The sequence below is a fragment of the Deinococcus sp. YIM 77859 genome (assembly GCF_000745175.1).
GTDB lineage: Bacteria > Deinococcota > Deinococci > Deinococcales > Deinococcaceae > Deinococcus.
This window is the reverse complement of record NZ_JQNI01000002.1, coordinates 936656-962641: the sequence shown is the minus strand read 5'-3', so window position 1 is coordinate 962641 and position 25986 is coordinate 936656. Positions and strand designations below refer to the sequence as shown.

The window sequence follows — 25986 nt, the reverse complement described above, 5'->3', positions numbered from 1 at the left end:
GAATGGGCCGGGGACCGCGGGGGAGGCGGATCACGCGATCCCCCGCGCCCGGAGCTGCCGAACAAACGCCTGAACCTGCGCTCCTTCCAGTTGTGCCGCGACCCCGGAGAGAAGCGCCCCGAGGGTGGCTCCCTCCCCCAGCTCGTCCAGCACGTCGTCCACCATGAATTCGCCCATCGGACCCACCACGGCGATCACACACTGCGTGACGGCCTGTGCCGCGGCGTCCGTGACCGGCTGGCTGCGCTGTGCCGCGCGGCCCACCCAGGCGGCGGCCTGCGCGAGCGCAGTCCCTACGTCCTGGGGCGTGACTTGGGCCAGCTCCGCGACCTGGGCCGCGCTGCGCTTGCCGTCCACGTGATGCAGCACGCGCCACAGCGCAAAGGGCAGCGGCGTTGCGTCGGTCAGCCCGGCGGGCCAGGCGGGCACGCTGCTTTCCGGGGCAGTCATGCGCGCTCCAGTCCGGCCGCCCGCCACTCGGGCCGCGCGCGCAGTTCTGCGAGCGGCAGGTCAGCGAGCCGTTGGCCCAGCCGGGCCAGGGTGGCTCGGAAGGCGTCCAGCAGGGCGGGCTGGACCTCGGTCGGGGGTACATCCGGATCCACGTGCAGCTGACCGTTTTGCACAGACACCTCCCGAGCGAAGGGATCGAGGCAGGGATGCTGCTCGGCCAGGCGCATGCTGACCCCCCGCCACGCCTCGTCGAGGGGCGCGGCGCGGTGAACGGTGGCGATCAGCTCCGTCCAGAAGGCCAGCAGCGCCTCGGGACCAGGCGCGAGGGGGACAGCCGAGGCGAGGACGCTGCAAGCCGCGCCGGGTGAGGGCAAGGTCCCCGCGATCCTCTCGCCGCCCACCCAGAAGCTGCACGCCTGTTCGCCCAGCAAAACGCCGCTGAAGCGCTGGCGGGTCAGGTCCGCTTGCGGCTGTGGCCAGGCGCCCTCCAGCGGCTGCGGCGCCTGCATCCGGCTTCTCCACACCAGCTCGGCGACAGCCGGGTTCAGCGCGACCAGCGTGACCTGGGCGCGGGGGAGGGCCGCCATGGCCGCAGACCAGGTGAGGTCACCAGCCGGTGTGAACCCGCCCTGCAGGGTACCCTGGACCCACACGAACCGCGCCCAGTTCGGGCCCTGCTGCGCGTCGAACACGGCGCTCAGGCCCTGGGCCTGCCGGGTGGCGAGGTCCAGCGTGACCTCCGTCCAGGGGTAATGGTCGGTGTGCAGCCCGGTATAGACCGCTTGCTCGAGGGGAACGGCGAGGCGGGTTGGAAGGATCGGCATGGCAATCAGGGATTCCGTGGCGGAGAAAAGAGCGAAAAACTTTCTGGCCGTGGCCCGTACCCGGAGCGTCACGGCGGCGTGAACGACACTGCCCCCCCATCACACCGCACCAGCTCTTACGCGCCGCTTACATTTGGCGGGGAGTTCACGCGGCTGTCACCCTTTCCTCATGCCAGCGGCACAAAACACCCGCCGCAGCGGGGGGCTGGGCGGGACAGCAGCGGGGCAGCAATCAGCCGAGTTCTGCGAGGAGGGCCTGTACGCGGGCCCTGAGGTCGCCGCGCGCCTGCGGGGCCCCGAGCTGGTGCAGGCCGCCGTGGTAGGCGTCGGGGTCGCCGAAGAGGCGGGAGAGCAGCTCGAATTCGCGCTGGCTGCGCAGGCTGGCGTCGTCGCGGAACAGGGTCACGTACTGGTCCTGAAAAGCCCAGTCGCTGAGCTGTCCGTCAAGGTAGGCGCGCATCAGCCGCCGGTACGGTTCGACGTTGTCTTCGGTGGCTACGGTTCCTGCTTCGTCGCGGCGGGGAACGAGCCGCTCAAACACCGGGGCAAGGGCTTCGGGCGTGATGTCCCAGTTGTTGACCTCGAACTGCGGCTCACCGTCCTTAAACAGGATAAACTGCGGGCTGTGGTGCACGATCCCGGTTCGCTCGGCCACGTGGTTGCTGGCGGGCCGCCACTCCACCACCCGAATAAAGCCCACGGGCAGCTCGTGCCGTTGCAAGAAGCTCTCCACCACGCCGAACCCCTGCATCGTCTTGTGGCAGGTGCCCGCCTTGAACACCGCGGCCAGCGGGTATTCCTGCAGGAAGTCGTCCACCTCTTCCGGGGTGGTGAGGGGGACCAGCACCTGCCTCTGCTCGGCTGCATTCTGCGTCATGGGGACAGCATACCCCCTGCTTTAGACAACGAAGTGAGGTGGACCACAGGGCCGGGACGTGGGGGCTTCAGTCCAGGCTCCACACCTGCGCCTTGAGGTGCGTCGCGCCAGGGTAATCCTCGCCCGCGCCGAGGTGTTCGGTGAGTCGCCCGTGCCGTTCGGCCTGCTGCACTCCGGCGCTGACCATCCGGGCCAGGGCATGGGCCGTCACCCCTGCGTGGTTGGTGGTGACAAGGAGCCGCCCACCGGGGTTGGTCACCGCCGCGGCGAGGGCCGAAAGGCGGGCGTAATCGCGCTCAGCGCGCCAGATCCCCGCCTTGCTCCGCGCGAAACTGGGCGGATCGAGAATCACCAGGTCGAACGTGTCTCCCCGTTTGGCAAGCCGCCGCAGCCACTCGAACACGTCCCCAGAAAGGAAGTCCGTCGCCGGGGCGGGCAAGCCGCTGAGGGCGTAGTTCTCCTGTCCCCAGGTCAGAACCTTGCGGGAGAGGTCCACGTTCTTGACGTCCCCCGCTCCGCCCAGCGCGGCCTTGAGCCCGAACCCGCAGGTATAGGCAAAGGTGTTCAGCACCCGCGCGCCCGGCGGCACGTGCTCCCGCACCCAGGCGCGCAGCGGGCGGGCATCGCTGAAAAGGCCAATGCTGAGGTCCGCGCCGGGCCGCAGCAGGAACGGCACCCCTTCTTCAAGCGCGATCACCTCGGGGCGGGCCTCGCCCCAGACCGGTTCCGGCGGCGAGAGCCGGGCCCGCGCCACGTTCGCCGCGTGCCGCGCCTCCACCGGGCGGCGTTTAAGGTACACGCCGGCCACGCCGGGCAGCGCTCCGCAGGCCCCCGCCAGCCGCGCCTCCTCCTGCGGCGTGAGGTCAGCGTACAGGCTCAACACCGCAGCGTCCCCCGCGAGGTCAAGCGCGAACACCCCGCCCGTCTCGGTCGTGTGCGCCGCCCGAAAGACGGTTGTGCCCTGGGCGGGCAGGTGCGCGCGGCGGGCGAGGAGAGCGGCAAGGTCGGGGAGGGGACGGGTCACGTTAGGGCCTTCCCCCCAGCACCCACCACACCGCCGCCGTCGCGACCGCCGTGATCACCCAAAAGCGCGCTGTGACGTGCGTTTCCGGCCAGCCGCTCAGCTCGAAGTGGTGCTGAATGGGACTCATCTTGAAGATGCGCTTGCCGCGCGTGCGAAAGGAGACGACCTGGAGCACCACGCTGAGGACCGCTGCCACCGGAATGATGGCGGCGAGGGGCAGCAGCCACACGTCCGCATGGAGCACGTAGGCTCCGGCCGCGACCGCGCCGATGGCGTGGCTGCCCATATCACCCATAAAGACGCGCGCAGGGTGTGCATTGAACCACAGGAAGCCCAGCAGGACGGCCACCAGCAGCGCGCTGACCGGCGAGACAGCGACCAGCGGCAGCAGCACGATGATCGCCACGCCCGCGAGCAGGCCGTCTAGACCGTCGGTGAAGTTAAAGGCGTTCACGGCGCCCACCATCACCAGCGTGAGCAGGATGATATCGGGCACCGTCCCCAGGCTGGGTAGCAGCTCGTGGCTGGCGAGCGGTGCGGCAAAGAACGCAAAGACGAGCCCTACCAGGAATTGCAGGGGAAACTTCTCGCGGGCCAGCAGTTCCTTTTTGCCGCGTCCACGACTGCGCGACACGATCTTGAGGTAATCGTCGATGCCGCCGATCACGCCCATCGCCAGAGCGGTCAGCATGATAAGCAGTTCCCGTTCACCGCCCGCTCGGCCGGTGAGGTACAGCGGAAAAAACACCAGGGCGAGCGCCAGAACAAAGGCCACCCCGCCCGCGGTCGGCGTGCCTTCCTTGAGCAGGTGCGTCTGCGGGCCGTCCTTGCGAACGGGCTGACCCCAACCGCGCGCCCGGCTAACGCGGAGAAAAAGCCCCACCAGGAACCACGACAGCAGCGCCGCGACGACGGTCACGGACGCCTCCCAACGGAGAAAAGAAGCCTCATCTCAAGCGGGGAGCCTAGCACGTGGGGCGAGGTGCCCGCCCGGCGGCAGGGGGCCTCGCCTTCCTCAAGAAGTTCTTCAGGCGGGTGATGGGGGGCCTGGCGTAGTGTCAGCCCATGCACATGCAGGGGACAGGGGTGAGGCCGACATGATCAAGCCCCAGCGCGTCAGCGACCTGGACATCACGCAGGATCTGGAATTCCACCGGCGTGAGCTGCGAGCGGAGAAGATCGGCTGGCTCCTCATGCTGCTGGTGGTCGTGGCAGCGCTCCTGGGGGTGTTTGGCAGCGGGCCACTCAGCAAGGGCCAGGTGCGAGCGGCGGGCGGCGCGTTGTCTGCCGAGTACCCCCGCTTTGCGCGCTACCTTGCTCCCGCCGAGCTGCGGCTGACCTTTGACCCCGCCGCGGTGCAGGAGGGGGCGCTGCACGTCTGGCTGAGCCGCGAGTTTCTCGACGAGGTGCAGGTAGAGGCGATCACGCCCGAACCGGACGCCCAGCAACTCGAGGGAGACCGCCTGACGTACACCTTTGGGGCTCGCAACACGGGTGAGCCCGTCGAGGTCGTCTTTCAGCTGCGGATGGCTGACATCGGCCGTCTCCCGGGCCGGGTGGGTCTAACGAACACCACCGCTGAGGAACTCCGCTTTAACACCTTGATCTATCCCTGATCCGGAGGTTTTGATGGACGCTGTCTTGCGAGCGACTGCCATCTACCTGGTGTTGCTGCTCCTTTTCCGCGTGGCGGGCAAACGCACGCTGGCGCAGATCACCACCTTTGACCTGGTGCTGCTGCTCATCATCAGCGAGGTGACGCAGCAGGCCATGATCGGCGACGACTTCTCGGTCACACAGGCGGTGCTGGCGATCGTCACCCTGATCGGGCTGGACGTGGCCCTGTCCCTGTGGAAGGAGAAGTCGTCGCGGCTCGAACGGCTGGTGGACAGTGTTCCGGTCCTGATTCTCGAAAACGGCCGCCCCATCAAAGACCGGATGCGGCAGCTGCGGGTTGATGAGGCGGATATCCTGAACGCCGCCCGAGAACTTCAGGGCCTAGAGCGCCTCGAGCAGATCAAATACGCCGTCTTGGAGCGCTCGGGCAATATCAGCATCATCCCCAAGGCGGGCGAGGGGGGCTGATGCTCGCTGCGCTTGGGGTTCGTGCTACTTCAGCTGCGCGATCACCGCATTCGTAAATTCCTGCGTGCTCGCCGTACCGCCCAGGTCGCGGGTGCGCGGGCCTTCGGTCAGCACGGTATTCACGGCATTGTCGATGCGCCGGGCCACGTCGTGCGCGCCGATGTGGTCGAGCATCAGCACGGCGGCGAGGATGGTCGCGGTGGGGTTGCTGATCCCCTGTCCGGCGATATCCGGCGCGCTGCCGTGCACGCTTTCGAAGATGCCGAAGCGGTCCCCGACATTGCCGCTCGCCGCGATGCCCAGGCCGCCCACCAGACCGGCGGCCAGGTCGGAGAGGATGTCTCCGAACATGTTGGTCATCACCATGACGTCGAACTGTGCGGGGTTGCGAACGAGCTGCATGGCCGCGTTGTCCACGATCATGGTGCCCACGTTCAGCCCCTCCATGTCCTTGGTCAGGTCGAGGATGGTGTTCATAAAAAGGCCCTGCGTGACCGGCAAGACGTTACTCTTGTGCACCACCGTCAGCTTGCCCCGACGCTTGAGGGCGAGCTCCGCCGCAAAACGGCCGATGCGCTCGCTGGCCTCGCGCGTGATGACCGTATCCGCGATGGCCGTGTCCCCGTACCGCCGTTCCTGCTCGACGTACAGGCCCTGGGTGTTCTCGCGGACAATCACCAGGTCCACGTTCTCGTAGGCACCGGGGACCGGACGGGTCTTGGTGGGGCGGACGTTCGCGTACAGGTTGTACTTGCGGCGCAGGTGGCGGATAGCGCCGAAAAAGCCCGCGGGTTTCTCACCGCTGGGGCTGGTGGCCGCGCCGAACAGCGTGGCATCGGTGCTCTCGATGGCCTCGTAGGTGGCTGGTGGCACGCTCGTGCCGTGCTCGAGGAAGTACTCGTACCCGGCCTCGGCCGTCACGTACTCGGCGTCCAGCCCAGCAGCTTCCAGCACGCGGCGGGCAGCAGGAACCACCTCGTGGCCGATGCCGTCCCCTTCAATCAAGCAGATGCGGTATTTCGCCATGACGCTGCCAGTCTAGATGGTCCCCGGAAGGTGCGTCACACGGTCAGGTGCCGCAGCACGTCACCGGCAACGTGACGCGCCAGGAGCGGCCCCAGCAAAAAGCCCTTGCTGCCCAGACCGGAAAGCCGCCACACCCCATCTGCGCCTCGCTCCGCGACAAGCTCGGCAAGCCGCGTGCCGCTCCACCGCCCGGTGACCTGCAGGCCGCCCAGCGCCGTCAGCGCCTCCCCCTTGCTCAGCAGCCAGCGCAGGGACGAAAGGGGGAGGGCAGGCTGCTGCCAGGTGGGCGTAGGTGCCTCGAAAGTTGCCCCCAGCACGCCGCCCTCGGCCGCCGGGGCGAGGTACGCCCCAAAACTCACGGGGACGTCTGTCGCTGCTCGGTGGAGGGTCAGCAGGGTTCCGGCTCGGTGCGTTCCGCGCTCTCCCGCCCAACTGGAGCCCACCGCACCACCGCACCAAACCACCGCGTCGCCGCGCAGCACGCCTCCCCCCTTCAGCGCGACCGAGCGTGCGTCCCAGGCCTCTGCCCGCGCCCGCACCACCTGCGCCCCGCTTGCGCTCAGGAGCCCCGCTGTAAAGGCGGCGCCGTCCAGCCAGCCGCCCTCGGGGAGGTGCAGCACGTGGGTCCAACCGGGAGCCAGAGGAACAGGCACCCTGGCAGGGCTAAGCCACGTGTGGCGCACCTGTGGGGAAAGGTGGCGCTCGAACTTCTGCCGGATGTGGTCGTCAGGAATGGGGCGCAGCACCCCCGTCTGTCCGTGGGGGACCCGCACCCCGGCTTCTGCGAGCGCGGTCACCAGGGACCAGGTCAGCCGCAGGCCCGCCACCGCCCGCTTGTCCACCTGCCCAGCTTGTCCGCGTACGGGGTTGACCAGCGCGGAGGGAACGTGACTTGCCGCGTGCCAAGCGGCGTCCACCACCGTGACCCGCGCGCCTCCCCGGGTGGCGAAGTAGGCGACCGCCGCGCCGGCTATCCCGCCGCCGATCACCAGGACATGGGGCGTGCTCATCCTTCCCGCACCGCCCGCAGGCACTCGCGTTTGCCGGGGGGGCCGGGGCGTTTCTCGACCTTGAGGCCGGTGGCCGCCAGCGTGCGGCGGACGTGCCCGGCGGCACTGTAGGTGGCGAGGATTCCCCCGGGCGCCAGCGCACGTGCCAACCGGGCCAAAAGCTCCGGTGTCCACACCTCTGGGTTACGCGCTGGTGAGAAGCCGTCGAGGTAAAGGGCGGTCGCCCACCCCACCGGGAGGGCCGCTGTCCGCACGTCCGCGAAGTGAACCGTCAGGGCCACGTGTTCGGTGCGGACCACCAGGGGTGACTGCTGCCCCCACGCCGCGAGCAGGGCGGCCCAGGCAGGGTGCTCCGCTCCCTCGCCGCCTTCCCCAACGGCCCGCAGCAGGTCGGGGGGGGCGGGATCAAACTCGTAGGCGACGTAGGTGAGCGGAGCGTTTCGCTGGGCGGTATGGGCGAGCGTCACCCGGAAATTAACACCCAGGCCAAAGCCAACCTCCAGCACGCGGGGCGCGGGGTGAGTCTGCGTCTGCGTGCCCTCTAAAAAAACGTGCCGGGCCTGCGCCGCCGCGCCGTGCCGTGAGCCGTACGCCTCGCCGAACCGCAGGCTGAAGGCGGTCCGCGACCCGTCTGGAGTCAGGATGATGTCACCCGCCGCACATCCCCGTTTCACAGAAGCAGGATAAGCGCGGCGGGCAGAGAAGAGACAGCTGTTAGCGTTGGGAATCGTTCGTGCGCGGGGTCGCGTCGGGCGTGACGTTCAGGTGCTGGACATCAAGCTCCTCGCGCCGCAGGGTCACCTGCTCGTCCTGGGTAAAGCGGCGCAGCTCCTTGGCGATGATGACCTCCTGAAAGGGGTACACCTGCTTGCGAACCTCCGCCCGCTCCTCGCTGATGGGGATCTCGTAGGTGCGTCCCGGTTCCAGGGCTTCGCCGTTCATCAGGACCTGACCGCCGCCGTCCTTGACGGTGATTTCCAGCACCTCACGGTACAGGGTGATGGGAACGGTCTCCTGCCGCTCGGTCACCACCCGGCGCACCTCCACGCTGCCCGCCGCCTCGCGAACCACGTCCACCGTGGCCCGCTCCTCGTGCAGCACCAGACGCTGGACGATCTGCCGCCCCTCGCTGTCCCTGACAACCTCTCCCGTTTCCCGTTCGTCCATGGCTCCTCCTGTAGGGCAGGCCGCGTGGAAAAAAGGCGGGGTTGCCCCCGCCCACCGCCCACGCGACGCTCAGCGGTTGTTGCGGTCGCGGTCCGTCAGGGTGGTGTCGGTCGTGGTGCTCGTGCGGTCGCCCGTTTCCAGGCGCACGTCACCCGTCTTGTTCACGTCCAGCACCTCGCGGCCCACGGTATCCGTCACCGTCTGGGTTTCCGTGACGGTGCGCTTGCCGATCTCGACCTCCTCGGTCACGTAGGCCTGTTTGCTGACATTGGCGCGCTCGGCTTCCAGGTCCACCCGAACGGTCTCGCTGCCTTCGCCCAGCACCGCGCCCTCGACCGGGCGAGCATCGGTCACCGCGTGGCGCTCGATGACGACCTCCTCGCGCTGGAGGGGCACGTTCACCGTCTCCTGACGGGTTTCGACGTGCTTGCTGATCTCTACCGCTCCCGCGCGGAAGCGTTCCTTGTTGACCACCAGGCGCTCTTCCAGCAGTTGCAGGCGCTCGGGCGTCCGGTAGGCGCGCTCGCGGTAGCTGGTGTCGGTCTCGGTGGTGTTGGCCGCACGCAGCACACGCTCGTCGGTCGAGGCGTACGTCTCGTCGGTGTACGTCTGGTCGTAGCGGTACTCGCCCAGGTCGCGCACCTGTTCCTTGGTGAGGTCGTCAAAGTACACGCCGTCTTCTGCAAAGCGCGCGTGCCCGACGGGCACCATCACTTCCTTGGAGGAAAACCAGCCGCCCACATCCACGATGAGGTAGCGAATGCGTCCGGTGCCAGGGTCAACAAGCGCGTCTTTGACGCTGCCCACCTTCTCACCGTTGTACCCGTAGGCCGTGTTGCCCACAGGGTTGTACACACCCTGCCCCGACAGATCAAGCTGGTAGTCGCGGTTGAGGTCCGATAGGCGCATCAGGGCATTCTGGTTCTGAGTCATAGGAAGCCTCCGGTACTGCTGAGATGGGGTGTCAGGGTTGTCCCTGTACCGTTGCAGTCTGCGTGCAGAAGCTCACGTTCTGCTGAGCCCGACCTAAAGCCTTCCCTCAGCTGACCTTGAGCGCAAGGTCATGATGATTCGGGCCCACCGGCCTGCTTCTTGCGGGGGCTCACGCCCCGACGTCCTGGCTGCTCTGGGGTGTAAGCTCTGGGCACCTTCCCTTACTGGTCTTGGTGTGGTGGCCGTTCGCCTGCCTGCCTCTCTTGTGAAAGGTCTGGTGGTCTTGATGCCGTCTGAGTTCGTCTCCTCTGAGCACATGCCGGTTCGGATTGTGAGTCTGGCCGCCCACAGCGGCGCGGGAAAAACGACGCTCTCCGAGGCCCTGCTCGTTCACAGCGGGGCCTTGCCACGCATGGGCCGCGTCACGGACGGCACCACCCAGAGTGACCACACCGAGGCCGAGAAGCGGCACGGTTTTTCCATCACGACGGGGGTGCTGCGCCTGCAACACGACGGGACCGACATCACCCTGCTGGACACGCCGGGCTACGCGGATTTCGTGCGTGAGATTCGGGGCGGCATTCGGGCGGCGGACTCCGTGCTTATCCTGGTCAGCGCGGTGAGCGGCGTGGAGGTGGGCACCGAGCGGGTGTGGGCCACCGCTGACCGCTTTGCCATGCCGCGCCTCGTGGTGGTTTCCAAGATGGACCGCGAGCGGGCGAACTTCTCTGCGGTCCTGGCCGATATCCGCGCGTCCCTAAGGGGCCCGGTGGCGGCGGCCTTCCTGCCGGTGGGGGAGGGGCCAGACTTTCGGGGGGTGGTGGATGTGCTTGCGGCGGACCCGAACGAGGTGCCGGGTGCACTTCGCCCCGCCCTCGCAGAGGCGCGCGAAGCCCTGGTGGACGCCATCGTCGAAACGGATGACCACCTGATGAACCGCTACCTGGAAGGGGAAGAGATCAGCTCAGACGAGCTGCGCGCGGCCTTGTTGCGGGCTGTGCATGCGGGCACCCTCTACCCGGTTATTCCCGTCAGCGCCGAGACGGGCGTGGGCGTGCCCGAACTGCTGAAGCTGATGGTGCAGGGCCTGCGCAGCGCTGCTGAACGTGGGGTGCTGACCGGCCTGGACGGACAGACGCGCGAGCCCACGCCGAGCGCGCCCGCCAGTGCCCGGGTGTGGCGGGTCTCGGTGGATGCCTTTGTGGGCAAGCTGGCGTACATCCGCGTCTGGAGCGGCACCATCCGCCCCGGCGACACGCTGCGCAACACGACGCGGGGCGTGGACGTGAAGCCCGCTCACCTCTATGTCGTGAGCGGCAAGGAACTCACCGAGGTGCCCGAACTGCGTGCCGGAATGATCGGCGTGCTGACCAAGGTCCCCGAGCTGCACACCGGGGACACCCTGGCCGACCCCGCCCATCCCATCGAGTATGACCCCCTCGTCCTGCCCGATCCGGCCCACACCGTCGCCCTCTTTCCGAGGACGCGCCAGGATGAGGACCGCCTCAGCACGGCCCTGGCCCGCCTCCTCGACGAGGACCCCACCCTGCGCTTCGAGCGCCAGGAGCAGACGGGCGAACTGCTCCTTTCCGGCATGGGTGACATGCACACGACCATCGCGGTGGAGAAACTCGCCGCACTCGGCGTGAACGTGGAGACCGGCACGCCGCAGATCCCGTACCGCGAGACGATCCGCGCCGTCTCGCAGGCGCAGGGCAAGCACAAGAAACAGACCGGCGGGCACGGCCAGTACGGTGACTGTCACCTGCGGCTCGAGCCGGGTGAGGGCTTCAGCTTCCGCTCCGAGGTGGTGGGCGGCGTGATTCCCTCCAAGTACCTTCCCAGCATCGAGAAGGGCGTGCAGGACGCCCTGCAGAAGGGACCGCTGGCGGGCTACCCCATGCAGGACGTGCACGTGACCGTTACCCACGGCAGCTACCACGACGTGGACAGCAGTGACGTCGCCTTTCGCACCGCTGGGGCGCTGGCCTTTCGGGCCGCGGTGGAGGGGGCGCGGCCGGTCCTCCTCGAACCGGTGATGCTGCTCAAGGTGCGCGCGCCTGCGAGCTTTACCGGCGACCTGATCGGCGACCTCCAGACCCGCCGTGCCCGCGTGCAGGGCATGGACCCCGAAGGGACCGTGATCACCGTTACCGCTGTTGTTCCGCAGGCCGAACTTCAGACCTACAGCGCTGACCTCCGCTCGCTCACGGGGGACCGGGGCGCCTTTAGCGTCAAGCCCTACGGCTACCAGGAACTGCCCGAGCACCTCGCCAAAAAGGTGATCGAGGCGCGGCGGGCCGCAGCGGCGGGATAGGGGAGACAGGTTCCTGCACCCGCTTTCCACGCGGCGTAGCATGCCTCCCATGACGGCCACCCTCCCCCGTGTCATCGCCGACCTCCGTTCCGATACCGTAACCACGCCCACACCCGAAATGCGCGAGGCGATGGCGCAGGCCCCGGTTGGGGACGACGTGTACGGCGAAGACCCCACCGTGAACGCTCTCCAAGCCGAAGTGGCGCGCCTGACCGGGTTTGAGGCGGGGCTTTTCATGCCCAGCGGCACCATGACCAATCAGGTGGCGATCGCGCTGCACACCCGCCGCGGCGAGGAGGTGATCTGCGCTGAGGGTTCTCACATCTACGAGTGGGAACTGGGCATGATGGCGACCTTTTCGGGCGTGGTTCCGCGCTTTGTGCCCGCGCCCCTCGGGGTTCCGGACCCGGAGGGGGTGCGCCTCGCGGTGCGGCACTCCGTTCATCAGTCGCCCACGGGCCTGATCAGCCTGGAAAACACCCACAACAAGGCGGGGGGCACGGTGCTGCCGCTCGACGTGCTGGCGGCGATCCGCGAGGTGGCCACCAGCGAAGGCCTGCCCCTGCACCTGGACGGCGCGCGGGTCTTCAATGCCGCCGCCGCGCTGGACGTGCCTGTCTCCGAGATCACCCGGCACTTCGACACCGTGAGCGTGTGCCTCAGCAAGGGCCTGGGTGCCCCGGTAGGCAGCGTGCTGGTGGGAAGCGCCGCGCAGATGCGGCAGGCGCACCGCTACCGCAAGATGATGGGCGGCGGGATGCGGCAGGCCGGGGTGCTGGCTGCCGCCGCGCTGGTCGCCCTCCGCGACGGTCCTGCCCGGCTCAAGGAGGACCACCGCCGGGCCCGCCAACTCGCGGAAGCGTTGGTGGAGGCCGGGTACACCGTCAATCTCGCCGCCGTTCAGACGAATATGGTCTACGTGACCCTGCCGGATGCGGCGGCCCAGGTGGAGCGCTGGGCGAAGAAGGGTGTGCGAGCAAGCGCCCTGGGCCCGGACAGCGTGCGCTTCGTGCTGCACCATCAGGTGACGGACGAGGCGTTGGCGGAGGCCATCCGCGTGCTGACGACCTGAGGGATCCCCTCGGTGGAGGTTCCTCGGGTGCGCGGCGCGCTACGCTGCGTCCTATGACGGCCCCGGATGTCCCCCCCGCCCCCTCCCTCCCTGCCCCGGATGCCCCCGCGCCGCCCCTTCCCGGCATTCGTGCCGTGGACGGCAACCGAGCCGCCCTGACGCTGCTGCTCACGCAGAATGTCGTGTCGGCGCTGCTCATCGGGCGGGGCGTACCGCTGGGTACGGCGCTGCTGGGGGCCTTTGTCGCCACGGTGCTGCTCGGCCTGCTCTGTTTTCGGCGCACCCTGGGCGCCTTGCTGCGCGACTCGCGCTGGCGCACACCGCCCGCCTGGGGGTTGGCACTGGCGGCCTTCCTGCTGGCTTTCCTGGCGTCGCGGGCCTTTACCCTCGCGTTCGTCACGCTGTGGCCGCAGGGTGCCGATACCATTCCGCAGTTTCTGAGCCGGGGGCCGGACCTGTGGGTCCTGCTGCTGGCGGCGGGCCTGCTCGTTCCCTTTGCGGAAGAGGTGGCGTTTCGCGGCCTGATGCTGCGTGGTCACGAGCGGGCAGCGGGTTTCCTGGTCGCGGCGCTCACCACTTCCTTCGCCTTTGGCATCGCCCACGGGGTTCCGGCCAGCGTGGTGGGCATCGTGCCGCTGGCCTACGCGCTGGCTCGCCTCACCCAGCACACCGGCAGTCTGTGGAATGCCGTGATCGTCCACGCGCTGAATAACAGCATCGCTGTCGCCGCTGGAGCCTTTCTCGCGGGCCGCGAACTGGGCCAGACGGGCCGGGCTGCCCAGATGCTGCGCGACCCCACGTTCGCCGTGCCCGTCGCGGGAGGAGCGCTGCTGTTCGGAACAGTGGTGCTCGTCGTGCTGCACCTGTGGCTCACCCCCAAACCCGACCCACAAGCGCGCAGTGCGCCTGGCCCGTGGCTGAGTGCCGCCTATGTGGTGATCGTGCTGTTTGGCCTGGCGTCCGCCGCCTTTACCCTTCCTACCGTGCAGGAGACGCTGACGCATCTGCGCGGCGCACTGCGGTAGGCCGGATGCTCAAGCGCTCGCTGGAACGGTTGCGCAGGCTCGCCCGGCACCTCAGGGGCGAGCTGCTCGCCCTCCACCTCGCCGCTCGTGATCCGCGCACGCCCTGGCCTGCTCGCCTGCTCGCGCTGCTGGTGCTCGCCTATGCCCTGAGCCCCATCGACCTGATTCCGGACTTCATCCCCGTTCTGGGTCAACTCGATGACCTGCTGCTGGTCCCCGCCGGGCTGTGGCTGGCCCTGCGCCTGGTTCCTCCCGCCGTCCTGAAGGAAGCTCGGGCACGGGCCGCCGCGCACCCTGCCCGGCTGGAGCGCAGCCTGGGAGGGCTGCTACTCATCCTCGCGCTGTATGCGCTGGCCGCGTTTCTGCTGTGGCGGTGGCTGGGCCGCTAGAGTGGCCCGGTATGGCCCGCCGTCCCCGCCCTGCCCCGCCCGCCGCCGAACTGCTGACCGCGCCCCGAACCTTTTTCGAGCGGTTGAGGGCCGCCGAGCCGCGCGTGTGGCGCTACCTCGCACCCGTCCTCCTCTCCGCGCTGCTGGCGGGCGTGCTGTACGCGCTGCTGCTGCGGCCCGTCGTCGCGGCCCTCGCGGGTGCGGCACACGCGGCCCCCGCTTTCACCGCGCACGTCACCAACGCCTTCGGCTCCTTCTTCCTGACCGTGCTGGGGGCGGGGGCGATGGCGGGCCTGGGTGCTCTGGGTGCAGGGCGGGAAGGGCGCGCGGCCGAAGTGTACGGGGCCACCTTCGTCCTGCTGCCGCCCGTGTACCTGCTGCTTGCCGTGCTGCTGCTTGTACTGCCGGGGCCGGAGGCGACGGCGGCCGCTCCGGGCACGGACCTGCTCGCGGCCCAGCGGGTGGCCCTGCGTGCGGTGGCGCAGGCTCCGCTGACCCGCCTGACCGTCCTCGTGCTGCTGCTGGCGACGCTCGCCCAGTGCGTTCTGGCCTACCCGGGCTTCCTTGTCCTGACGGGTGACCGCCGCCGCGCTCTTCTGGGGACGCTGCTGCCCCTGTTGCCCGCGCTGGGGCTGACCGCGCTGAGCCTGGCCCCGCTGCTGACGGCGATGTTCTAACGGTTATCCGAAGATGCTCTTCGCCGGGTCCCACAGCCGCCACAGTTCGTAGATCCCGATCAGCAGGTGCAGCACCAGCTTTGCGGCGATGCCGGTCAGCAGGCCGATCAGGGTGCCCCACGCTGCCCGCACCGCGGCGCCAAGCGGTTTGCGAACCACGAACAGTTCTGCGGCAAGCGCCCCGGCAAGCGGCCCCAGGATCAACCCAAAGGGGAGAAAGATTCCCGCCAGCCCGCCCAGCAGGGCACCCCACCCCGCCTGAGGGCTGCCGCCGTAGCGCCGCGCCCCCCAGGCCGAGGCCACGTTGTCGATCATGGAGATCAGGAAGGTGATGACCGCGAATGTCAGCAGGAAGGGCAGATCCGGCCACACCTGAAAGCCGTTGATGAAGGTGGCGGCGACCGTTCCGGCAAAGATGATGAGGGTAGCGGGCAGCGCGGGGACAAAGGTGCCGATCATGCCGGTGACCCACGCGAGCAGAAAGACGAGAAAGGCGAGACTCATACGCTGGGCAGGTACGGGGTGAAGAAATCGGGAGTTCCGAAGCTTCCTAACGGGCGTTAGGCCCCTTGCGGTAAGCTGGAGGCATGACCACAACCCAGGCTGATGCCCGTACGAACCGCCTCTCGTACCTGCCCGTTCCCGACGAGACGCAGGTCCCCGAGGGTGTCCGCAAGCTGTGGAGCAAGGCCGAGGCGAACCTGGGCTTCGTGCCCAACGTGTTCCGCGCGCAGGCGGTCAACGGCGAGCAGTTCTTGGCGTGGTGGAACTACTTCAACCTCCTCCTGAACAAGGAGGGCTACCTGACGAACGCCGAACGAGAACTTGTCGCCGTCGTGGTCAGCGGGGTCAACCGCTGCCTGTACTGCGCCGTCTCGCATGGGGCGGCCCTGCGCGAGTTTTTGGGCGATCCGCAAAAGGCCGACGCGGTGGCGGTGAACTGGCGCCACGCCGACCTGACCGAGCGCGAACGGGCCCTTGCCGCCTACGCCGAGAAGCTCACCCTGCACCCCGCCGAAGTGACCGCCGCCGACCTCCAGCCGCTGCGCGATGTGGGCCTAGATGACCATCAGATCGTGGAACTCGTGCAGGTGATCGGCATGTTCAACCTGACCAACCGCGTGAGCAGCGCGCTGGGGTTCGTGCCCAACCCGGAATACTACCGGCAGGCACGTTGAGGGCGTCTTAAGCTGGCCTCCTTCTGCCCCGAGCAAAGGCTAGGCTGGGAGCCAGAAGGAGGCCCGCCATGACAGATCCCAAAGGCGAAAGCGAAAGCGGCCAGCTCTCCGAAAGCGCCCGCTCGCGCACTCGAGAGAAGAGCGAGCGTGAGTCCACCCATGAGACGCTACGCGGCGCAGACGAGCAGGACGAGAACCCGGGCAAGCACGGGCGGCCCACGGATGACTCCGACCCCGGCCACAGCTGAGGGGCCAGCAGAATGAGGAGCAAAGAGGCCTAAGCCTCTGCTCCTCTGGCTTGCGCCACGGCCTCAGTACCGGTAAAACCCCTGTCCGCTTTTGCGGCCCAGCAGCCCCGCCTGCACCATCTTCCGCAGCAGGGGAGAGGGGCGGTATTTGTCGTCACCCAGGCCCTGGTGCAGCACCTCCATGATGGCGAGGCAGGTATCGAGCCCGATGAAGTCGGCCAGCGTCAGCGGTCCCATGGGGTGATTCATCCCCAGCTTCATGATCTGGTCGATCGCTTCCGGCGCGGCCACGCCCTCCATGACGCACTGGATGGCCTCGTTCAGCATGGGCATCAGGATGCGGTTGGAGACGAAGCCGGGGTAGTCGTTACACTCCACGGGCGTCTTGCCCATCGCCCGCGCCGCCTCGGTCACGCGCTGCGCCGTCTCGTCGCTCGTGGAGTAGCCGCGAATCACCTCCACCAGCTGCATCAGCGGCACCGGATTCATAAAGTGCATGCCGATAAACTTCTCTGGGCGCCCCGACGCCGTGGCGAGGCTGGTGATCGGGATCGAAGACGTGTTGCTCGCCAGGATCCCCTCCGGCTGGACGATCTCGCCCAGTTGCCGGAAAAGCTGCGTCTTGATCGCCTCGTTCTCCACGATGGCTTCCACGACGAGGTCACAGGCCGCGAAGTCTTTGAGGTCAGTGGTGAACCGGATGCGGCCCAGCACCTCGGCGGGCGTTTCTGTGAGCTTGCCTTTCTCGTGCAGCTTGGCGAGGCTTTTTTCGATGGTGGCCTGCCCTCGCGAAAGAAATTCATCTTTCACGTCGTGCACGGTGACGCCAAAGCCGCTTTGCGCGGCCACCTGCGCGATACCGCTCCCCATCTGTCCTGCTCCGATGACTCCGAAGTTCATGGTTCTCCTTTCAGGAGGCTTCCAGCAGCCAAAGCGGGCGACGGGCTGCTGTTCACTCCACCAGCGGCACGCCCTCCAGCATGAGCGCCCGCCCCCGCTTGACGGGCGTGAAGGGCGTGTAGCTGTACTGGGAGCAGCCCTCCAGCACAAAGGGGTCATCCCGGAAGACCTCTTCGAGCTGCTCCTGGCTCTCGGCCTGTGCCAGCAGCACGCCGCCCGTGCCGTCCACCTTGCGGCCCGACACGAGGAAGAGGCCCGAGCGGTAGTGCTGGTCGAGCCACTCCCGGTGGCGGGGCGTGACTTCCGCCAGTTCCTCTGGCGGCTTGAGGTAACGGCTCTGAATCACCCACAGGGTCGGGGCGCCGCTGTGTTCGTTGGGATTGGGCGTCATGCGGCCTAGCTTAGCCGCTTGACGCTGAGGGCAAGGCCATTGCCGCCGCCCATGCACAGGGTCGCCACGCCCGTTTCCTTGTCCTGCTGCCGCAGCGCGTACAGCAGCGTGACCAGGATGCGCGCCCCCGAAGCGCCGATAGGGTGCCCCAGGGCGACCGCGCCGCCATTGACGTTCACCCGCTCGGGGTCGAGTCCCAGCTCGCGCTGCACGGCGAGGCTCTGTACGGAAAAAGCCTCGTTCAATTCCCAGAGGTCCACGTCGTTCACGCTCATGCCGCTTTTTTCCAAGAGCTTCTTCGTGGCGGGCACGGGCGTCATCATCACCCACTCGGGGGCCAGGCCGCCCGTCGCGTAGGCGGTGATCTCGGCCAGCGGGGTCAGGCCGTGCGCCTGCGCCGCCTCTTCCGACATGATCAGGAGAGCGGAGGCACCGTCGTTCAGGCCGGGCGCGTTCCCCGCCGTGACCGTCCCGCCCTCCTTGAAGGCGGGTTTCAGCTTTGCCAGCGTTTCCGGGCTGGTATCGGCACGCGGTCCCTCGTCGGTGTCCACGACCGTCTCTCCCTTGCGGCCCCGCACGGTGACGGGCGCGATTTCTTCCTGAAAACGCCCGGCCTGCTGCGCGGCGACGGCGCGCTGATGGCTCTGTGTCGCGTAGGCGTCCTGCGCTTCCCGCCCGATGCCGTACTTCTCGGCCACCCGCTCGCCGGTCAGGCCCATGCCCTCGTCATTGATGGCGCACCACAGGCCGTCGTGGGTGTTGGCGTCGAGCACCTGCGCGTGTCCCAGGCGGTAACCCTTGCGTGCGCCGGGGAGGAGGTGGGGCGCGTTGCTCATGCTCTCCATGCCGCCCGCCAGCACCACCGACTGATCCCCGGCCCGGATGCTCTGCGCGGCCAGAATCACGGCCTTGAGGCCCGAGCCGCACACCTTGTTGACCGTCACGGCGCCGACTTCGGGGGTGAGGCCCGCTTTTAGGGCCGCCTGGCGCGCCGGGTTCTGCCCGCTTCCCGCCTGCACGACCTGGCCCATGATGACTTCCTCGACAAGTTCGGCGGGAATCCCGGCCCGTTTCAGCGTCTCGCGCAGGGCGGTGGCCCCCAGGTCGACGGCGGTCACGTCCGACAGCGCTCCCAAGAACTTCCCCGTTGGCGTGCGCGACGCCGAGACAATCACGGCTTTGCTCATGGGGGCAGTGTAACGCGGGGAGGCGAACGGGCGTTCGGTTGGGTATGGGTGGGAACCGCGCAATGCCCCGTGCACCACAGGCCCGCTCCTCTCCCCGCGCTAGACTTCATCCATGTTTGAGGCGCTCGGAAACAAGTTGCAGGATATCCTCGACCGGATAGGGCGCGAGAGCAAACTCACGGGCGAACAGGTCAAGTCTGCCATGCGCGAGATTCGCATGGCTCTCCTGGAAGCGGACGTGAACTTCACTGTCGCCAAGGACTTTGTTGCCAAGGTGAGTGAAAAGGCCGTCGGGCAGGAGGTCGCGGGATCGCTGACCGCCGGGCAGACGGTCGTGAAGCTCGTCCACGAGGAGCTGATCGAGACGCTGGGCGGCGAGGCGAAGCAGCCCACCCTGAAAAACGACGGAAATCTCTGGTTCATGGTCGGCCTGCAGGGCGCGGGCAAGACGACCAGCGCGGGCAAGCTTGCCGCCTTCTACAAGAGCAAGGGCCGCCGCGTGCTGCTCGTGGCCGCCGATACCCAGCGCCCCGCCGCGCGCGACCAGCTCGAAGTGCTGGCGAAGCAGGTCGGGGTGCCGGTCCTCAAGGTGCAGGACGGCGAGACGCCGCAGGAGACGCGGCGCCGCCTTGACGAGTACCTGAAGACCGACTACCGCGACCTGGTGATCGTGGATACGGCGGGCCGCCTCCAGATCGACGAGGCGCTGATGGACCAGCTTGCGGACCTCCAGGCCGAACTCCAGCCCACCGAGACCCTGCTTGTGGTGGATGCGATGACCGGCCAGGAGGCGCTCAACGTCGCCCGTGTGTTTGACGAGCGCGTCCATCTCTCCGGCCTGATCATCACCAAGATGGACGGCGACGCGCGCGGCGGGGCGGCTCTCTCGGCACGCAGCGTGACGGGCAAGCCGATCTACTTCGCAGGCACCAGCGAGAAGCTCACCGGCCTCGAACCCTTCTATCCAGACCGCGTGGCCGGGCGCATTCTCGGTATGGGTGACGTGCTGGGGCTGATCGAGCGGGCCCAGCAGGCCGACCTCAAGGCGATGGAGGTCAAGAAGCCGGGGGACTTCGACCTCGAGGACCTCCTGATTCAGCTGCGCCAGATTCGCAAGATGGGGCCGCTCGGCGACCTCCTCAAGCTGATTCCCGGCATGAGCCGCGCGCTTCCCGAGGGCTTCAGTGTGGATGAGAAGCAGATTGGGCGCATCGACGCGATGATCTCCTCGATGACGCTGCAGGAGCGCCGCAACCCCAAGATCATCGATGGGCGCCGCCGCAAGCGCATCGCGGCGGGCAGCGGCACCAGCGTGCAGGAGATCAACCGCTTGCTGAAGATGCACGAGCAGATGAAGGAGATGATGAAGCTCTTGCAGCGCCTCAGCGGCCCCGGCAGCAAGGGCATGAAGCCCCCCAAGATGCCGCCCCTGCCGCCGCAGATGAAGCGCTGACGGCAGATTGCATTGACACCTTTCGGCTCGCTCCCTATACTCAGGCCCGCTGCTTCGGCAGCCCCTGAGGCGGCGGGTCGTTAGCTCAATCGGTAGAGCAGCTGACTTTTAATCAGCGGGTTGTAGGTTCAAGTCCTACACGACCCACCAGAGAAAAGCCCGTTCTAGACGGGCTTTTGCTTTTTGGGGCTGGCCCGCTGTCAGGGGCGAGGGCGAGGGCGTGGGCCAATCGCGGCCCATTTGCTTTTTGGGGGGGCGGAAAGATGCCCCTTTCACCCCCCCCAGAGGTCCGGCGAAAGGAAAGGGGCACCCGTGCCCTTTCGCCCCCACTCGCGCCCCACTTTCACGCTGCAAAAACACCTATGCGTCTCTAGGTTCAAAAATGGTGGGATAAGTGGGATAAACGGAAAATACGCCGTTACAGACGATAAAAAACTTATCCCACCAGGTGGGATAGTTCTTTGAACTACAAAGTGGTTTCGGGGCGCTCCCAGACGGCAAAAACGGGTATGCCCATTTATCCCACCAAAAAAGCCCCCCGGTGGGATAAATCGCCTACCCCCGTTCCGGGCGGCCCGTCCGGGGCGGGGCTGAGGCGTCCGCTGCCTCTGCCTTCGCCGTCTGGGGGCGCAGGTCTGCCACCCCGTAGGCCAGAGAGCGCAACTTGTCCGGCAGGGCGTGGGCGTAGATGTTCAGCGTTGTGGATACCTGTTTATGCCCCAGCAGCGCGGCCACGCTCACCGGGTCATGCCCCCGTGAAATGAGGTAGGTCCCCGTGCTGTGCCGCAGGGCGTGGGGGGAGAGCAGCGGCACCCCCGCCCGCTCGCAGGTCCGGCGCATAACTGCCCGCAACACGTCTTGCCGCATGGGGCGACCGTCTACCGCCGCAAAGAGGGGCGCGTGTGGGGCCGTCCCCGCGCCCCGGTAGCCGTCTGCCCGCGCTTCGATGCTCACCCTTCGCCGCATGTCTTCCACGATGCCCAGGGCTTCGGGCCACAGGGGGACACGCCGCGCTCCAGACTTCCCCCCGCCCGTGTAGTACCGCCCCTGAAACTCACTGCGGGTCTTCAAGACTTCCACGAAGTAGCCCCCCGCCGCGTCCGGGTAGGGCTTCACATCCCCCCAGGTCAGCCCCAGCGCCTCGCCTATCCGCATTCCCGTTAGCGCAAGAAAGGCCAGCGGCAGGGCGTAGCGGTCTTCGAGGGCCACCGCAAGAAAGCGCCCCAGGTCTTCGGGGGTGAAGTGCTTGACCCGCCCGGCCACAGGTGCGCCCGCTTCCCGTACCGTCTTCGCCGGGGACACGGGCCGGGCGTGCTGTGCCGGGTTCTCGCGCAAGAGGCCGTCTGCTATGGCCCGCTTGTACGCCCCGGACAGCAGCACGTGTAGCTGCCGCTGCCCGCTGTACCCCAGGGGCACGGGGCGCTGTTCGTCATGGCGGGGCCGGGGCGTGCTCAGCAGTTCCCAGTAGGCCCGCAGTCGCCGGGGGTCTACCCCCGCCGCTTTCAGGTGCCCCAGGTGCGGCAGCAGGTGGCGCTCAAACAGGGCCGTGTTATTCCACAGCGTCCGGGGTGCCCAGCTTGCCGCCTTCGCCGCCATGTACTCCCGCACCATCTCGCCCACCGTGAGGGTCTGCGAAGTGGGCCGCTGCCCCGCCTGTGCCTCTTTCTGCGCCGTGATAATCGCTTGCTGTGCTTCCGTCCGGGTCCGCACCGTGCCCCCGCGCCGCTCGCGTGTCCCGTCCGGATACGTCACCCGCACGCGCCACCGGAAGCGGCCCGAAGGCAACTCTTCAATCGTGCCCGCGTGCCAGCCCCGCCGCCCCTTCGCCTTCCCCCGCCCCGTCATGGCCCTCAGGGTAAGACAGGCCCGGACAGCATGGGGCGTGCCCGCACGTGCCCGGAAAGGGGCGGCCCCCGTCTTCTCTTCGCCGCCTACACTTGGGGCGTGTGAGTCCGGGCGCACTTACGGGCACGTCCCGAAGTGCTAGAATCTGTCTACATTTGGCGTTAGCCACTGATCCCCCTGGCGAAAGTCGGGGGGTGACTATTTACAGGCCCATGAAGGCCCGGAAAGCGGCCCGGAGTGCCCGGAAGTCTGAGTCTGGAAGTTCCACCATGCGGGACCGGAAGCGGGCCGCGCTCACCATGCGCGTTTGGTGGAGCATGGCCCATTGGTCCCGCCCGCGCCAGCGCATCGGGTGATACCAGTCACTCACGCGGGCCGCCCGCCGCGTGTAGTGCCTTCTTTTCCTCATTCCAGGCGTCAAAGTCCGCCGCCGTGGGGCCGCCCGGCGTGCCACTGCCCCCAGTCACCCGGCCCCTTCCTCTTCGCCGGACTCCTTCGCGGCACCGGGGGCCACGGTCAGCCGCAGGTCTAGGGCTTCGAGGATGGCCGCCCACAGCGGGGGCACCTTCCCACCGTCTGGAAGGCCATTTAAGGCACGTGTGATGTGGTTAGGGTGTTTCCCCACAGCGCGGGCGAGGTCTGCCCGGCTCATGCCTTTCTCTTTCAGGCGGGCGTTTACTGCCGCCCGTATTTCGTCATTCATGCCTACAGTCTACCGCCCCCCGGTATCTACCGGAAGGTGGTTGACATACATACCGTTTTCCGGTAGTATCAGGCCAGCAGAAAGAGGGCAAGCATCCGCCAAGATTCCGCCCCCTGACTGACTCCCCCCTAACGAAAGGAAGCACCGTGAACACTATCACCCCCACCCCGAAAGACGGCACCTACAGCTACCGCGCTCCCCTGAGTGGCGCTTCAATGCTCGCCCGCTTTGAGGGCGGCAAGCTGGCCTACCTCGCCCGCAACGGCGAAGCTCAGCCTCTCACCCCCCTGGCCGCGCTGCACGTGGCCCATGAACTGAGCTACCTCGACGGCGTGGCGTTCATGCCCCTGGCCCGGCCCATCGGGAAGGCCGCCGGGTGCCGCCTTCACAAGCACATGGCGCGGGCGGGCATCCCCAGCGGGGAACATTACGCCTTCGCCGCCCGCACCCTGGGGCGGCCCGTGGCGAGCCTCGCGGCCCTGTCCCCCGTAGAAGCCCGGCGGGTGTGGCGTGACCTGTGCGCCTACGCCCCACGCCTGACCGCCTGAGCCGCTGGGGGGCCACCGTGCCCCCCACCCCCTGCCCCCGGCTGGAAGCCGTGCCCGCGTGACTGATTCCGGCGAAGAGAGAGGCCGCGCCCCCTTCGCCCTTCCGCTTCCAGCCCCGGCCCCGCCGCTGTATTCCTCGCCCTGGCCCTGACCGTGGGCCGCCTCACCCGGAAAGGACGTGCCGCCCGTGTCTGACCTCGCCCACTCTCCCACCCTCGCCCACCTGCCCACCGTGGCCCATGTGGAAGCCCTGCCCGGCCATGCGGCCCGCCTCACCCTCGAAGACGGCACCGCCCGCACGATCAGCAGCGCACAGCCCCGCGCCTACTTCCTGCCGCTGCCCGGTGCCCTGGGGGGCGTCTTCGCGGAAGACTGGAAAGACCCCGCCGCGCCCGTCTATCACGTGCCCGCCGCTGCCCTGCCCGCTTTCCTCGCCGCGTTGCACCTTCGCCGGGTGGAAGCATGACCGCCCCCATGACTGACCGCACCCTGCCCAAAGGCGGCGAAGCGTGAGGCGGCAGGGCAGGGGACGGCCCCTCTTTCCGGGGGCTGTGGCCGTCAGCACCGCCGCTGTGATCTTCGAGGGGGACGGGCGGCCCGCCCTGTACCTGGGGACACTGACCGCCGGGGGGCATCCGCAGGTCTTCCGGGTGCCTGAAGGGGTGGGCGTGACCGTGGAAGTGCCCCACCCGCTGCCCGAAGGCAAGCGCCGCGTCTTTCTGCCCGCCAGGTCCGGCGTGACCTTTGAGGGCGAAGGGGGCCAGGGGCAGCGCCTTGCCCTGCACGCGGTCCGGGCGGCCCGTGAGCTGATAGAGGCCCTGGGGACGTATGCCCATGCCCGGCAGACGTGGGAAGAGGCCCGGCAGGTCTTCGCGGGTGAGGGCGCGGGGGCCGCGTGACGGCGAAGAAGGAAGCCCAGCCCGTGCCCCACCTGCCCAACTGACCTGCCCCATCAAGGCCCCCCGGACCTGCCACCGGGGGGCTTTCTCTTCGCCGCGTCATGCCCCCACCGATGCCCGCAAAAATGCGGTGTCTGCGCCCCCACGCACGCGGGCGAGAGGCAACCCTCAAGCAATTCTGCGGCAAACGCGGAGGGCCGCCCACGCGCACGCGGGCGAGACATCTAACAAATTGTTATTTTTGAAGACCTCGCCGGGCCGCCCACGCGCACGCGGGCGAGACCATCTTGAAAAGTTTTCAAGATGGGACCGAGTCCTCGCCCCCACGCGCACGCGGGCGAGACGTCGCCAGTCGCCACTGATTCGCCACCAAAAAAGGGCCGCCCCCACGCACGCGGGGCGAGACCTGCTATCTGCGAGAAAAACGCAGATAGGCTCAGCGCGGCCTATCCGCCCAGGTGGTGGCTTTCACGCACTTATCCCCCGTAATTGCCACCCCAAAAAAGACTGCGGATAGCGCGCTCGCTACCTAACCGCTACCAGCTCGCCGCGCGCCCAGCAGCGCCAGGAGGAACCCGAACAGCGCGTTCGCCATCAAACCGCTACCGGCTCGCCGTCGGCGCTCGGCTGTTAATAAATGTTAAGGTCGCTCTCGCCCGCATGGGGGCCGCGCTATCTGTCATTCGATGACAGACGCGCCCGCTCTCTCGCCCGTGTGCGCGCGGGGCTGAGCTAGAGGCGACTTGCGAAATTAGCAAGTCAAACGAGCGCGCAGCTGACTTCGCAATTTGCGAAGTGGACTCAAGCTCCTCACCTCTACTGGGCAAATTGCCCAGTCAACCGAGCGCGTAGGCCGCGATGGGCGCACATTTTCCGACATTTTCCTACTAAAAAAAGAGCGCCCACCCTCGCCGCGTCATGGGGTGTCCCCGTACTCCACAAAGACCCGCAGGGCGGGCCGGGGCCGCCGGGCTTGCACCTGGGGCGCGGTCAGGGCGTCCCCCGTGCCCTCACCCCTGGGGAAGACCTGCCGGAACTCTCCCGGCGCGTCTTCGGCTTCCTGCCACACTTCCACGCCGCCGCCGCCCTGCCGGGCTTCCAGGCGGGCGAGTCTGCCGCGCCGGGTCATGCGGGCCACCCTTCCGCCCCCTCAAAGGACAGCCGGGCCAGTTCCGGGGCGCTCAGCCCGGCGAGGTCCGGCAGGGGCAGCCCCACCTGCCGGGCCAGGGCTTCGAGTTGCGCCGCCGTCTTCCCCTGGAGGGCACTGAGCACCCGCCCCGCCTGATATTCGACGATGCCCCGGCCCACCCGCGCCCCCACGTCCGCCCCGGCTTCCTCGCCTACCACGGACAGCACGGCGAAGAGAAAGCCGGGGATGTCTGAGCGCCGGACGTGCCGGGCTTCCCACTCGCGCCGCTTCGCTTCGAGGGCGGCCACCCGCCGCACCCGGCCCCGCGTCACGCCGCCCCCCTGCCCAGCCGGGGGCCGGGCGTGCCTTCCTCTTCGCCGGGCTGCCCTTCGAGGGCTGCTATCCGGGCTTCCAGCTCGCCCACTTCCACAATGCGGGCATAGGCCGCCGCGCCCTGTGAAACCGCATGAATCGCTTTCAGGCTCAGCAGCGGGTCTTCTTCTTCCAGCAGCTCGCCCGCCCGCGTGAGGGCACGCCACAGCAGGGCGCGGGCATCTTCCAGCGTGCCGGGCTTGCCGCGCCGCTTCCTTCGCTTGCCCATCCGGGCCTCTACCGGGTTGCTGTTCATG

Annotated in this window: 32 protein-coding genes and 1 tRNA gene; 14 read left to right on the top strand and 19 right to left on the bottom strand. The window is 68.1% G+C overall.

Features of this window, described 5'->3' with window-relative positions:
• Window positions 1-30: 30 nt before the first annotated feature.
• The 5 genes from EI73_RS04885 to EI73_RS04865 all read right to left on the bottom strand — a co-directional run bounded on the left by EI73_RS04885 (window position 31) and on the right by EI73_RS04865 (window position 4094).
• Window positions 31-450, bottom strand: a complete 420-nt coding sequence (locus EI73_RS04885; RefSeq protein ID WP_034387761.1) for a hypothetical protein — start codon at window positions 448-450, stop codon at window positions 31-33.
• Window positions 447-1274, bottom strand: coding sequence for a hypothetical protein (locus EI73_RS04880; RefSeq protein ID WP_034387758.1), 828 nt, complete (start codon window positions 1272-1274; stop codon window positions 447-449). Before EI73_RS04880 ends, EI73_RS04885 begins: the two co-directional genes overlap by 4 nt.
• Window positions 1275-1506: 232 nt before the next feature.
• Window positions 1507-2151: a monothiol bacilliredoxin BrxC family protein gene (locus EI73_RS04875; protein WP_034384770.1), complete on the bottom strand. Its 645-nt coding sequence runs from the start codon at window positions 2149-2151 to the stop codon at window positions 1507-1509.
• Window positions 2152-2218: 67 nt separating this feature from the next.
• Complete coding sequence (locus EI73_RS04870) at window positions 2219-3175, bottom strand: class I SAM-dependent rRNA methyltransferase (RefSeq protein ID WP_034384768.1); 957 nt, start codon at window positions 3173-3175, stop codon at window positions 2219-2221.
• A gap of 1 nt (window position 3176) precedes the next feature.
• On the bottom strand, window positions 3177-4094 hold the full coding sequence (locus EI73_RS04865) for a phospho-N-acetylmuramoyl-pentapeptide-transferase (protein WP_034384766.1): 918 nt from the start codon (window positions 4092-4094) through the stop codon (window positions 3177-3179).
• Window positions 4095-4272: 178 nt separating this feature from the next.
• On the opposite strand from EI73_RS04865, the gene EI73_RS04860 reads away from it, so the two are divergent.
• Both EI73_RS04860 and EI73_RS04855 read left to right on the top strand, forming a co-directional pair.
• Window positions 4273-4791, top strand: a complete 519-nt coding sequence (locus EI73_RS04860; RefSeq protein WP_051935415.1) for a hypothetical protein — start codon at window positions 4273-4275, stop codon at window positions 4789-4791.
• 13 nt (window positions 4792-4804) lie between these two features.
• Window positions 4805-5260 carry a DUF421 domain-containing protein gene (locus EI73_RS04855; RefSeq protein ID WP_034384764.1) on the top strand — a complete coding sequence of 152 codons (456 nt, stop codon included), beginning with the start codon at window positions 4805-4807 and terminating at the stop codon, window positions 5258-5260.
• Between the two features lie 24 nt (window positions 5261-5284).
• Here the strand turns inward: EI73_RS04855 and EI73_RS04850 are convergent, their stop codons facing one another.
• The 5 genes from EI73_RS04850 to EI73_RS04830 form a co-directional block, all read right to left on the bottom strand.
• A complete protein-coding gene (locus EI73_RS04850) occupies window positions 5285-6286 on the bottom strand; it encodes an isocitrate/isopropylmalate dehydrogenase family protein (RefSeq protein WP_034384762.1) in 1002 nt (333 codons plus the stop codon).
• 35 nt (window positions 6287-6321) lie between these two features.
• The gene (locus EI73_RS04845; RefSeq protein ID WP_034384759.1) at window positions 6322-7296 is read right to left on the bottom strand and encodes an FAD-dependent oxidoreductase; all 975 of its coding nucleotides are present in this window, start codon (window positions 7294-7296) and stop codon (window positions 6322-6324) included.
• Window positions 7293-7970, bottom strand: a complete 678-nt coding sequence (mnmD, locus tag EI73_RS04840) for a tRNA (5-methylaminomethyl-2-thiouridine)(34)-methyltransferase MnmD (protein ID WP_034384757.1) — start codon at window positions 7968-7970, stop codon at window positions 7293-7295. Before mnmD ends, EI73_RS04845 begins: the two co-directional genes overlap by 4 nt.
• Before the next feature lie 40 nt (window positions 7971-8010).
• A complete protein-coding gene (locus tag EI73_RS04835; protein ID WP_051935414.1) occupies window positions 8011-8463 on the bottom strand; it encodes a YsnF/AvaK domain-containing protein in 453 nt (150 codons plus the stop codon).
• Between the two features lie 69 nt (window positions 8464-8532).
• Window positions 8533-9396 carry a DUF2382 domain-containing protein gene (locus EI73_RS04830; RefSeq protein WP_034384755.1) on the bottom strand — a complete coding sequence of 288 codons (864 nt, stop codon included), beginning with the start codon at window positions 9394-9396 and terminating at the stop codon, window positions 8533-8535.
• 316 nt (window positions 9397-9712) lie between these two features.
• Here EI73_RS04830 and EI73_RS04825 point away from each other — a divergent pair, with 316 nt between their 5' ends.
• From EI73_RS04825 to EI73_RS04805, 5 genes are read left to right on the top strand one after another with little or no spacing between them, the layout of a single operon-like run.
• A complete protein-coding gene (locus EI73_RS04825; protein ID WP_034384752.1) occupies window positions 9713-11713 on the top strand; it encodes a translation factor GTPase family protein in 2001 nt (666 codons plus the stop codon).
• A 49-nt stretch (window positions 11714-11762) separates the two neighbouring features.
• A complete protein-coding gene (locus EI73_RS04820; protein ID WP_034387751.1) occupies window positions 11763-12785 on the top strand; it encodes a low specificity L-threonine aldolase in 1023 nt (340 codons plus the stop codon).
• A 53-nt stretch (window positions 12786-12838) separates the two neighbouring features.
• A complete protein-coding gene (locus EI73_RS04815) occupies window positions 12839-13810 on the top strand; it encodes a CPBP family intramembrane glutamic endopeptidase (RefSeq protein ID WP_034384750.1) in 972 nt (323 codons plus the stop codon).
• A gap of 5 nt (window positions 13811-13815) precedes the next feature.
• The gene (locus EI73_RS04810; RefSeq protein WP_034384748.1) at window positions 13816-14199 is read left to right on the top strand and encodes a YkvA family protein; all 384 of its coding nucleotides are present in this window, start codon (window positions 13816-13818) and stop codon (window positions 14197-14199) included.
• Window positions 14200-14210: 11 nt separating this feature from the next.
• Entirely contained in the window at window positions 14211-14876 is a 666-nt protein-coding gene (locus EI73_RS04805) for a YIP1 family protein (RefSeq protein WP_034384746.1), read from the top strand.
• A 3-nt stretch (window positions 14877-14879) separates the two neighbouring features.
• Here the strand turns inward: EI73_RS04805 and EI73_RS04800 are convergent, their stop codons facing one another.
• The gene (locus EI73_RS04800; protein ID WP_034384744.1) at window positions 14880-15380 is read right to left on the bottom strand and encodes a DUF456 domain-containing protein; all 501 of its coding nucleotides are present in this window, start codon (window positions 15378-15380) and stop codon (window positions 14880-14882) included.
• An 83-nt stretch (window positions 15381-15463) separates the two neighbouring features.
• Between EI73_RS04800 and EI73_RS04795 the strand changes: the two genes are divergently transcribed.
• Window positions 15464-16054 (top strand): peroxidase-related enzyme, encoded by a 591-nt coding sequence (locus EI73_RS04795; RefSeq protein WP_034384742.1) that lies wholly within the window; start codon window positions 15464-15466, stop codon window positions 16052-16054.
• A 68-nt stretch (window positions 16055-16122) separates the two neighbouring features.
• On the top strand, window positions 16123-16302 hold the full coding sequence (locus EI73_RS04790; RefSeq protein ID WP_034384740.1) for a hypothetical protein: 180 nt from the start codon (window positions 16123-16125) through the stop codon (window positions 16300-16302).
• A 63-nt stretch (window positions 16303-16365) separates the two neighbouring features.
• Here the strand turns inward: EI73_RS04790 and EI73_RS04785 are convergent, their stop codons facing one another.
• Genes EI73_RS04785 through EI73_RS04775 form a run of 3 tightly spaced genes read right to left on the bottom strand, consistent with a single transcriptional unit; the run spans window position 16366 to window position 18780 of the window.
• Window positions 16366-17202, bottom strand: coding sequence for a 3-hydroxyacyl-CoA dehydrogenase family protein (locus tag EI73_RS04785; RefSeq protein ID WP_034384738.1), 837 nt, complete (start codon window positions 17200-17202; stop codon window positions 16366-16368).
• Between the two features lie 52 nt (window positions 17203-17254).
• A complete protein-coding gene (locus tag EI73_RS04780; protein ID WP_034384736.1) occupies window positions 17255-17593 on the bottom strand; it encodes a YciI family protein in 339 nt (112 codons plus the stop codon).
• Window positions 17594-17598: 5 nt separating this feature from the next.
• Window positions 17599-18780 carry an acetyl-CoA C-acetyltransferase gene (locus tag EI73_RS04775; RefSeq protein ID WP_034384734.1) on the bottom strand — a complete coding sequence of 394 codons (1182 nt, stop codon included), beginning with the start codon at window positions 18778-18780 and terminating at the stop codon, window positions 17599-17601.
• Between the two features lie 112 nt (window positions 18781-18892).
• On the opposite strand from EI73_RS04775, the gene ffh reads away from it, so the two are divergent.
• Entirely contained in the window at window positions 18893-20233 is a 1341-nt protein-coding gene (gene ffh, locus EI73_RS04770) for a signal recognition particle protein (RefSeq protein ID WP_034384732.1), read from the top strand.
• Window positions 20234-20307: 74 nt separating this feature from the next.
• Window positions 20308-20383 (top strand) — tRNA-Lys (locus EI73_RS04765).
• 405 nt (window positions 20384-20788) lie between these two features.
• Here EI73_RS04765 and EI73_RS04760 read toward each other — a convergent pair.
• Together EI73_RS04760 and EI73_RS04755 are read right to left on the bottom strand one after the other, a co-directional pair.
• A complete protein-coding gene (locus tag EI73_RS04760) occupies window positions 20789-22078 on the bottom strand; it encodes a site-specific integrase (RefSeq protein WP_034384730.1) in 1290 nt (429 codons plus the stop codon).
• A 463-nt stretch (window positions 22079-22541) separates the two neighbouring features.
• Window positions 22542-22781 (bottom strand): helix-turn-helix transcriptional regulator, encoded by a 240-nt coding sequence (locus EI73_RS04755; RefSeq protein WP_034384728.1) that lies wholly within the window; start codon window positions 22779-22781, stop codon window positions 22542-22544.
• A gap of 146 nt (window positions 22782-22927) precedes the next feature.
• Here EI73_RS04755 and EI73_RS15605 point away from each other — a divergent pair, with 146 nt between their 5' ends.
• The 3 genes from EI73_RS15605 (at window position 22928) to EI73_RS04740 (ending at window position 24228) form a co-directional block, all read left to right on the top strand.
• Window positions 22928-23329, top strand: coding sequence for a hypothetical protein (locus EI73_RS15605; RefSeq protein WP_051935413.1), 402 nt, complete (start codon window positions 22928-22930; stop codon window positions 23327-23329).
• Window positions 23330-23507: 178 nt separating this feature from the next.
• Window positions 23508-23795: a hypothetical protein gene (locus EI73_RS04745; RefSeq protein ID WP_034384726.1), complete on the top strand. Its 288-nt coding sequence runs from the start codon at window positions 23508-23510 to the stop codon at window positions 23793-23795.
• 43 nt (window positions 23796-23838) lie between these two features.
• On the top strand, window positions 23839-24228 hold the full coding sequence (locus EI73_RS04740; RefSeq protein ID WP_156103463.1) for a hypothetical protein: 390 nt from the start codon (window positions 23839-23841) through the stop codon (window positions 24226-24228).
• A 916-nt stretch (window positions 24229-25144) separates the two neighbouring features.
• Here the strand turns inward: EI73_RS04740 and EI73_RS04735 are convergent.
• From EI73_RS04735 to EI73_RS04725, 3 genes are read right to left on the bottom strand one after another with little or no spacing between them, the layout of a single operon-like run.
• The gene (locus EI73_RS04735; protein WP_156103462.1) at window positions 25145-25357 is read right to left on the bottom strand and encodes a hypothetical protein; all 213 of its coding nucleotides are present in this window, start codon (window positions 25355-25357) and stop codon (window positions 25145-25147) included.
• A complete protein-coding gene (locus EI73_RS04730) occupies window positions 25354-25689 on the bottom strand; it encodes a hypothetical protein (protein ID WP_034384720.1) in 336 nt (111 codons plus the stop codon). Before EI73_RS04730 ends, EI73_RS04735 begins: the two co-directional genes overlap by 4 nt.
• The gene (locus tag EI73_RS04725; RefSeq protein ID WP_034384718.1) at window positions 25686-25985 is read right to left on the bottom strand and encodes a hypothetical protein; all 300 of its coding nucleotides are present in this window, start codon (window positions 25983-25985) and stop codon (window positions 25686-25688) included. Before EI73_RS04725 ends, EI73_RS04730 begins: the two co-directional genes overlap by 4 nt.
• Window position 25986 lies beyond the last annotated feature (1 nt).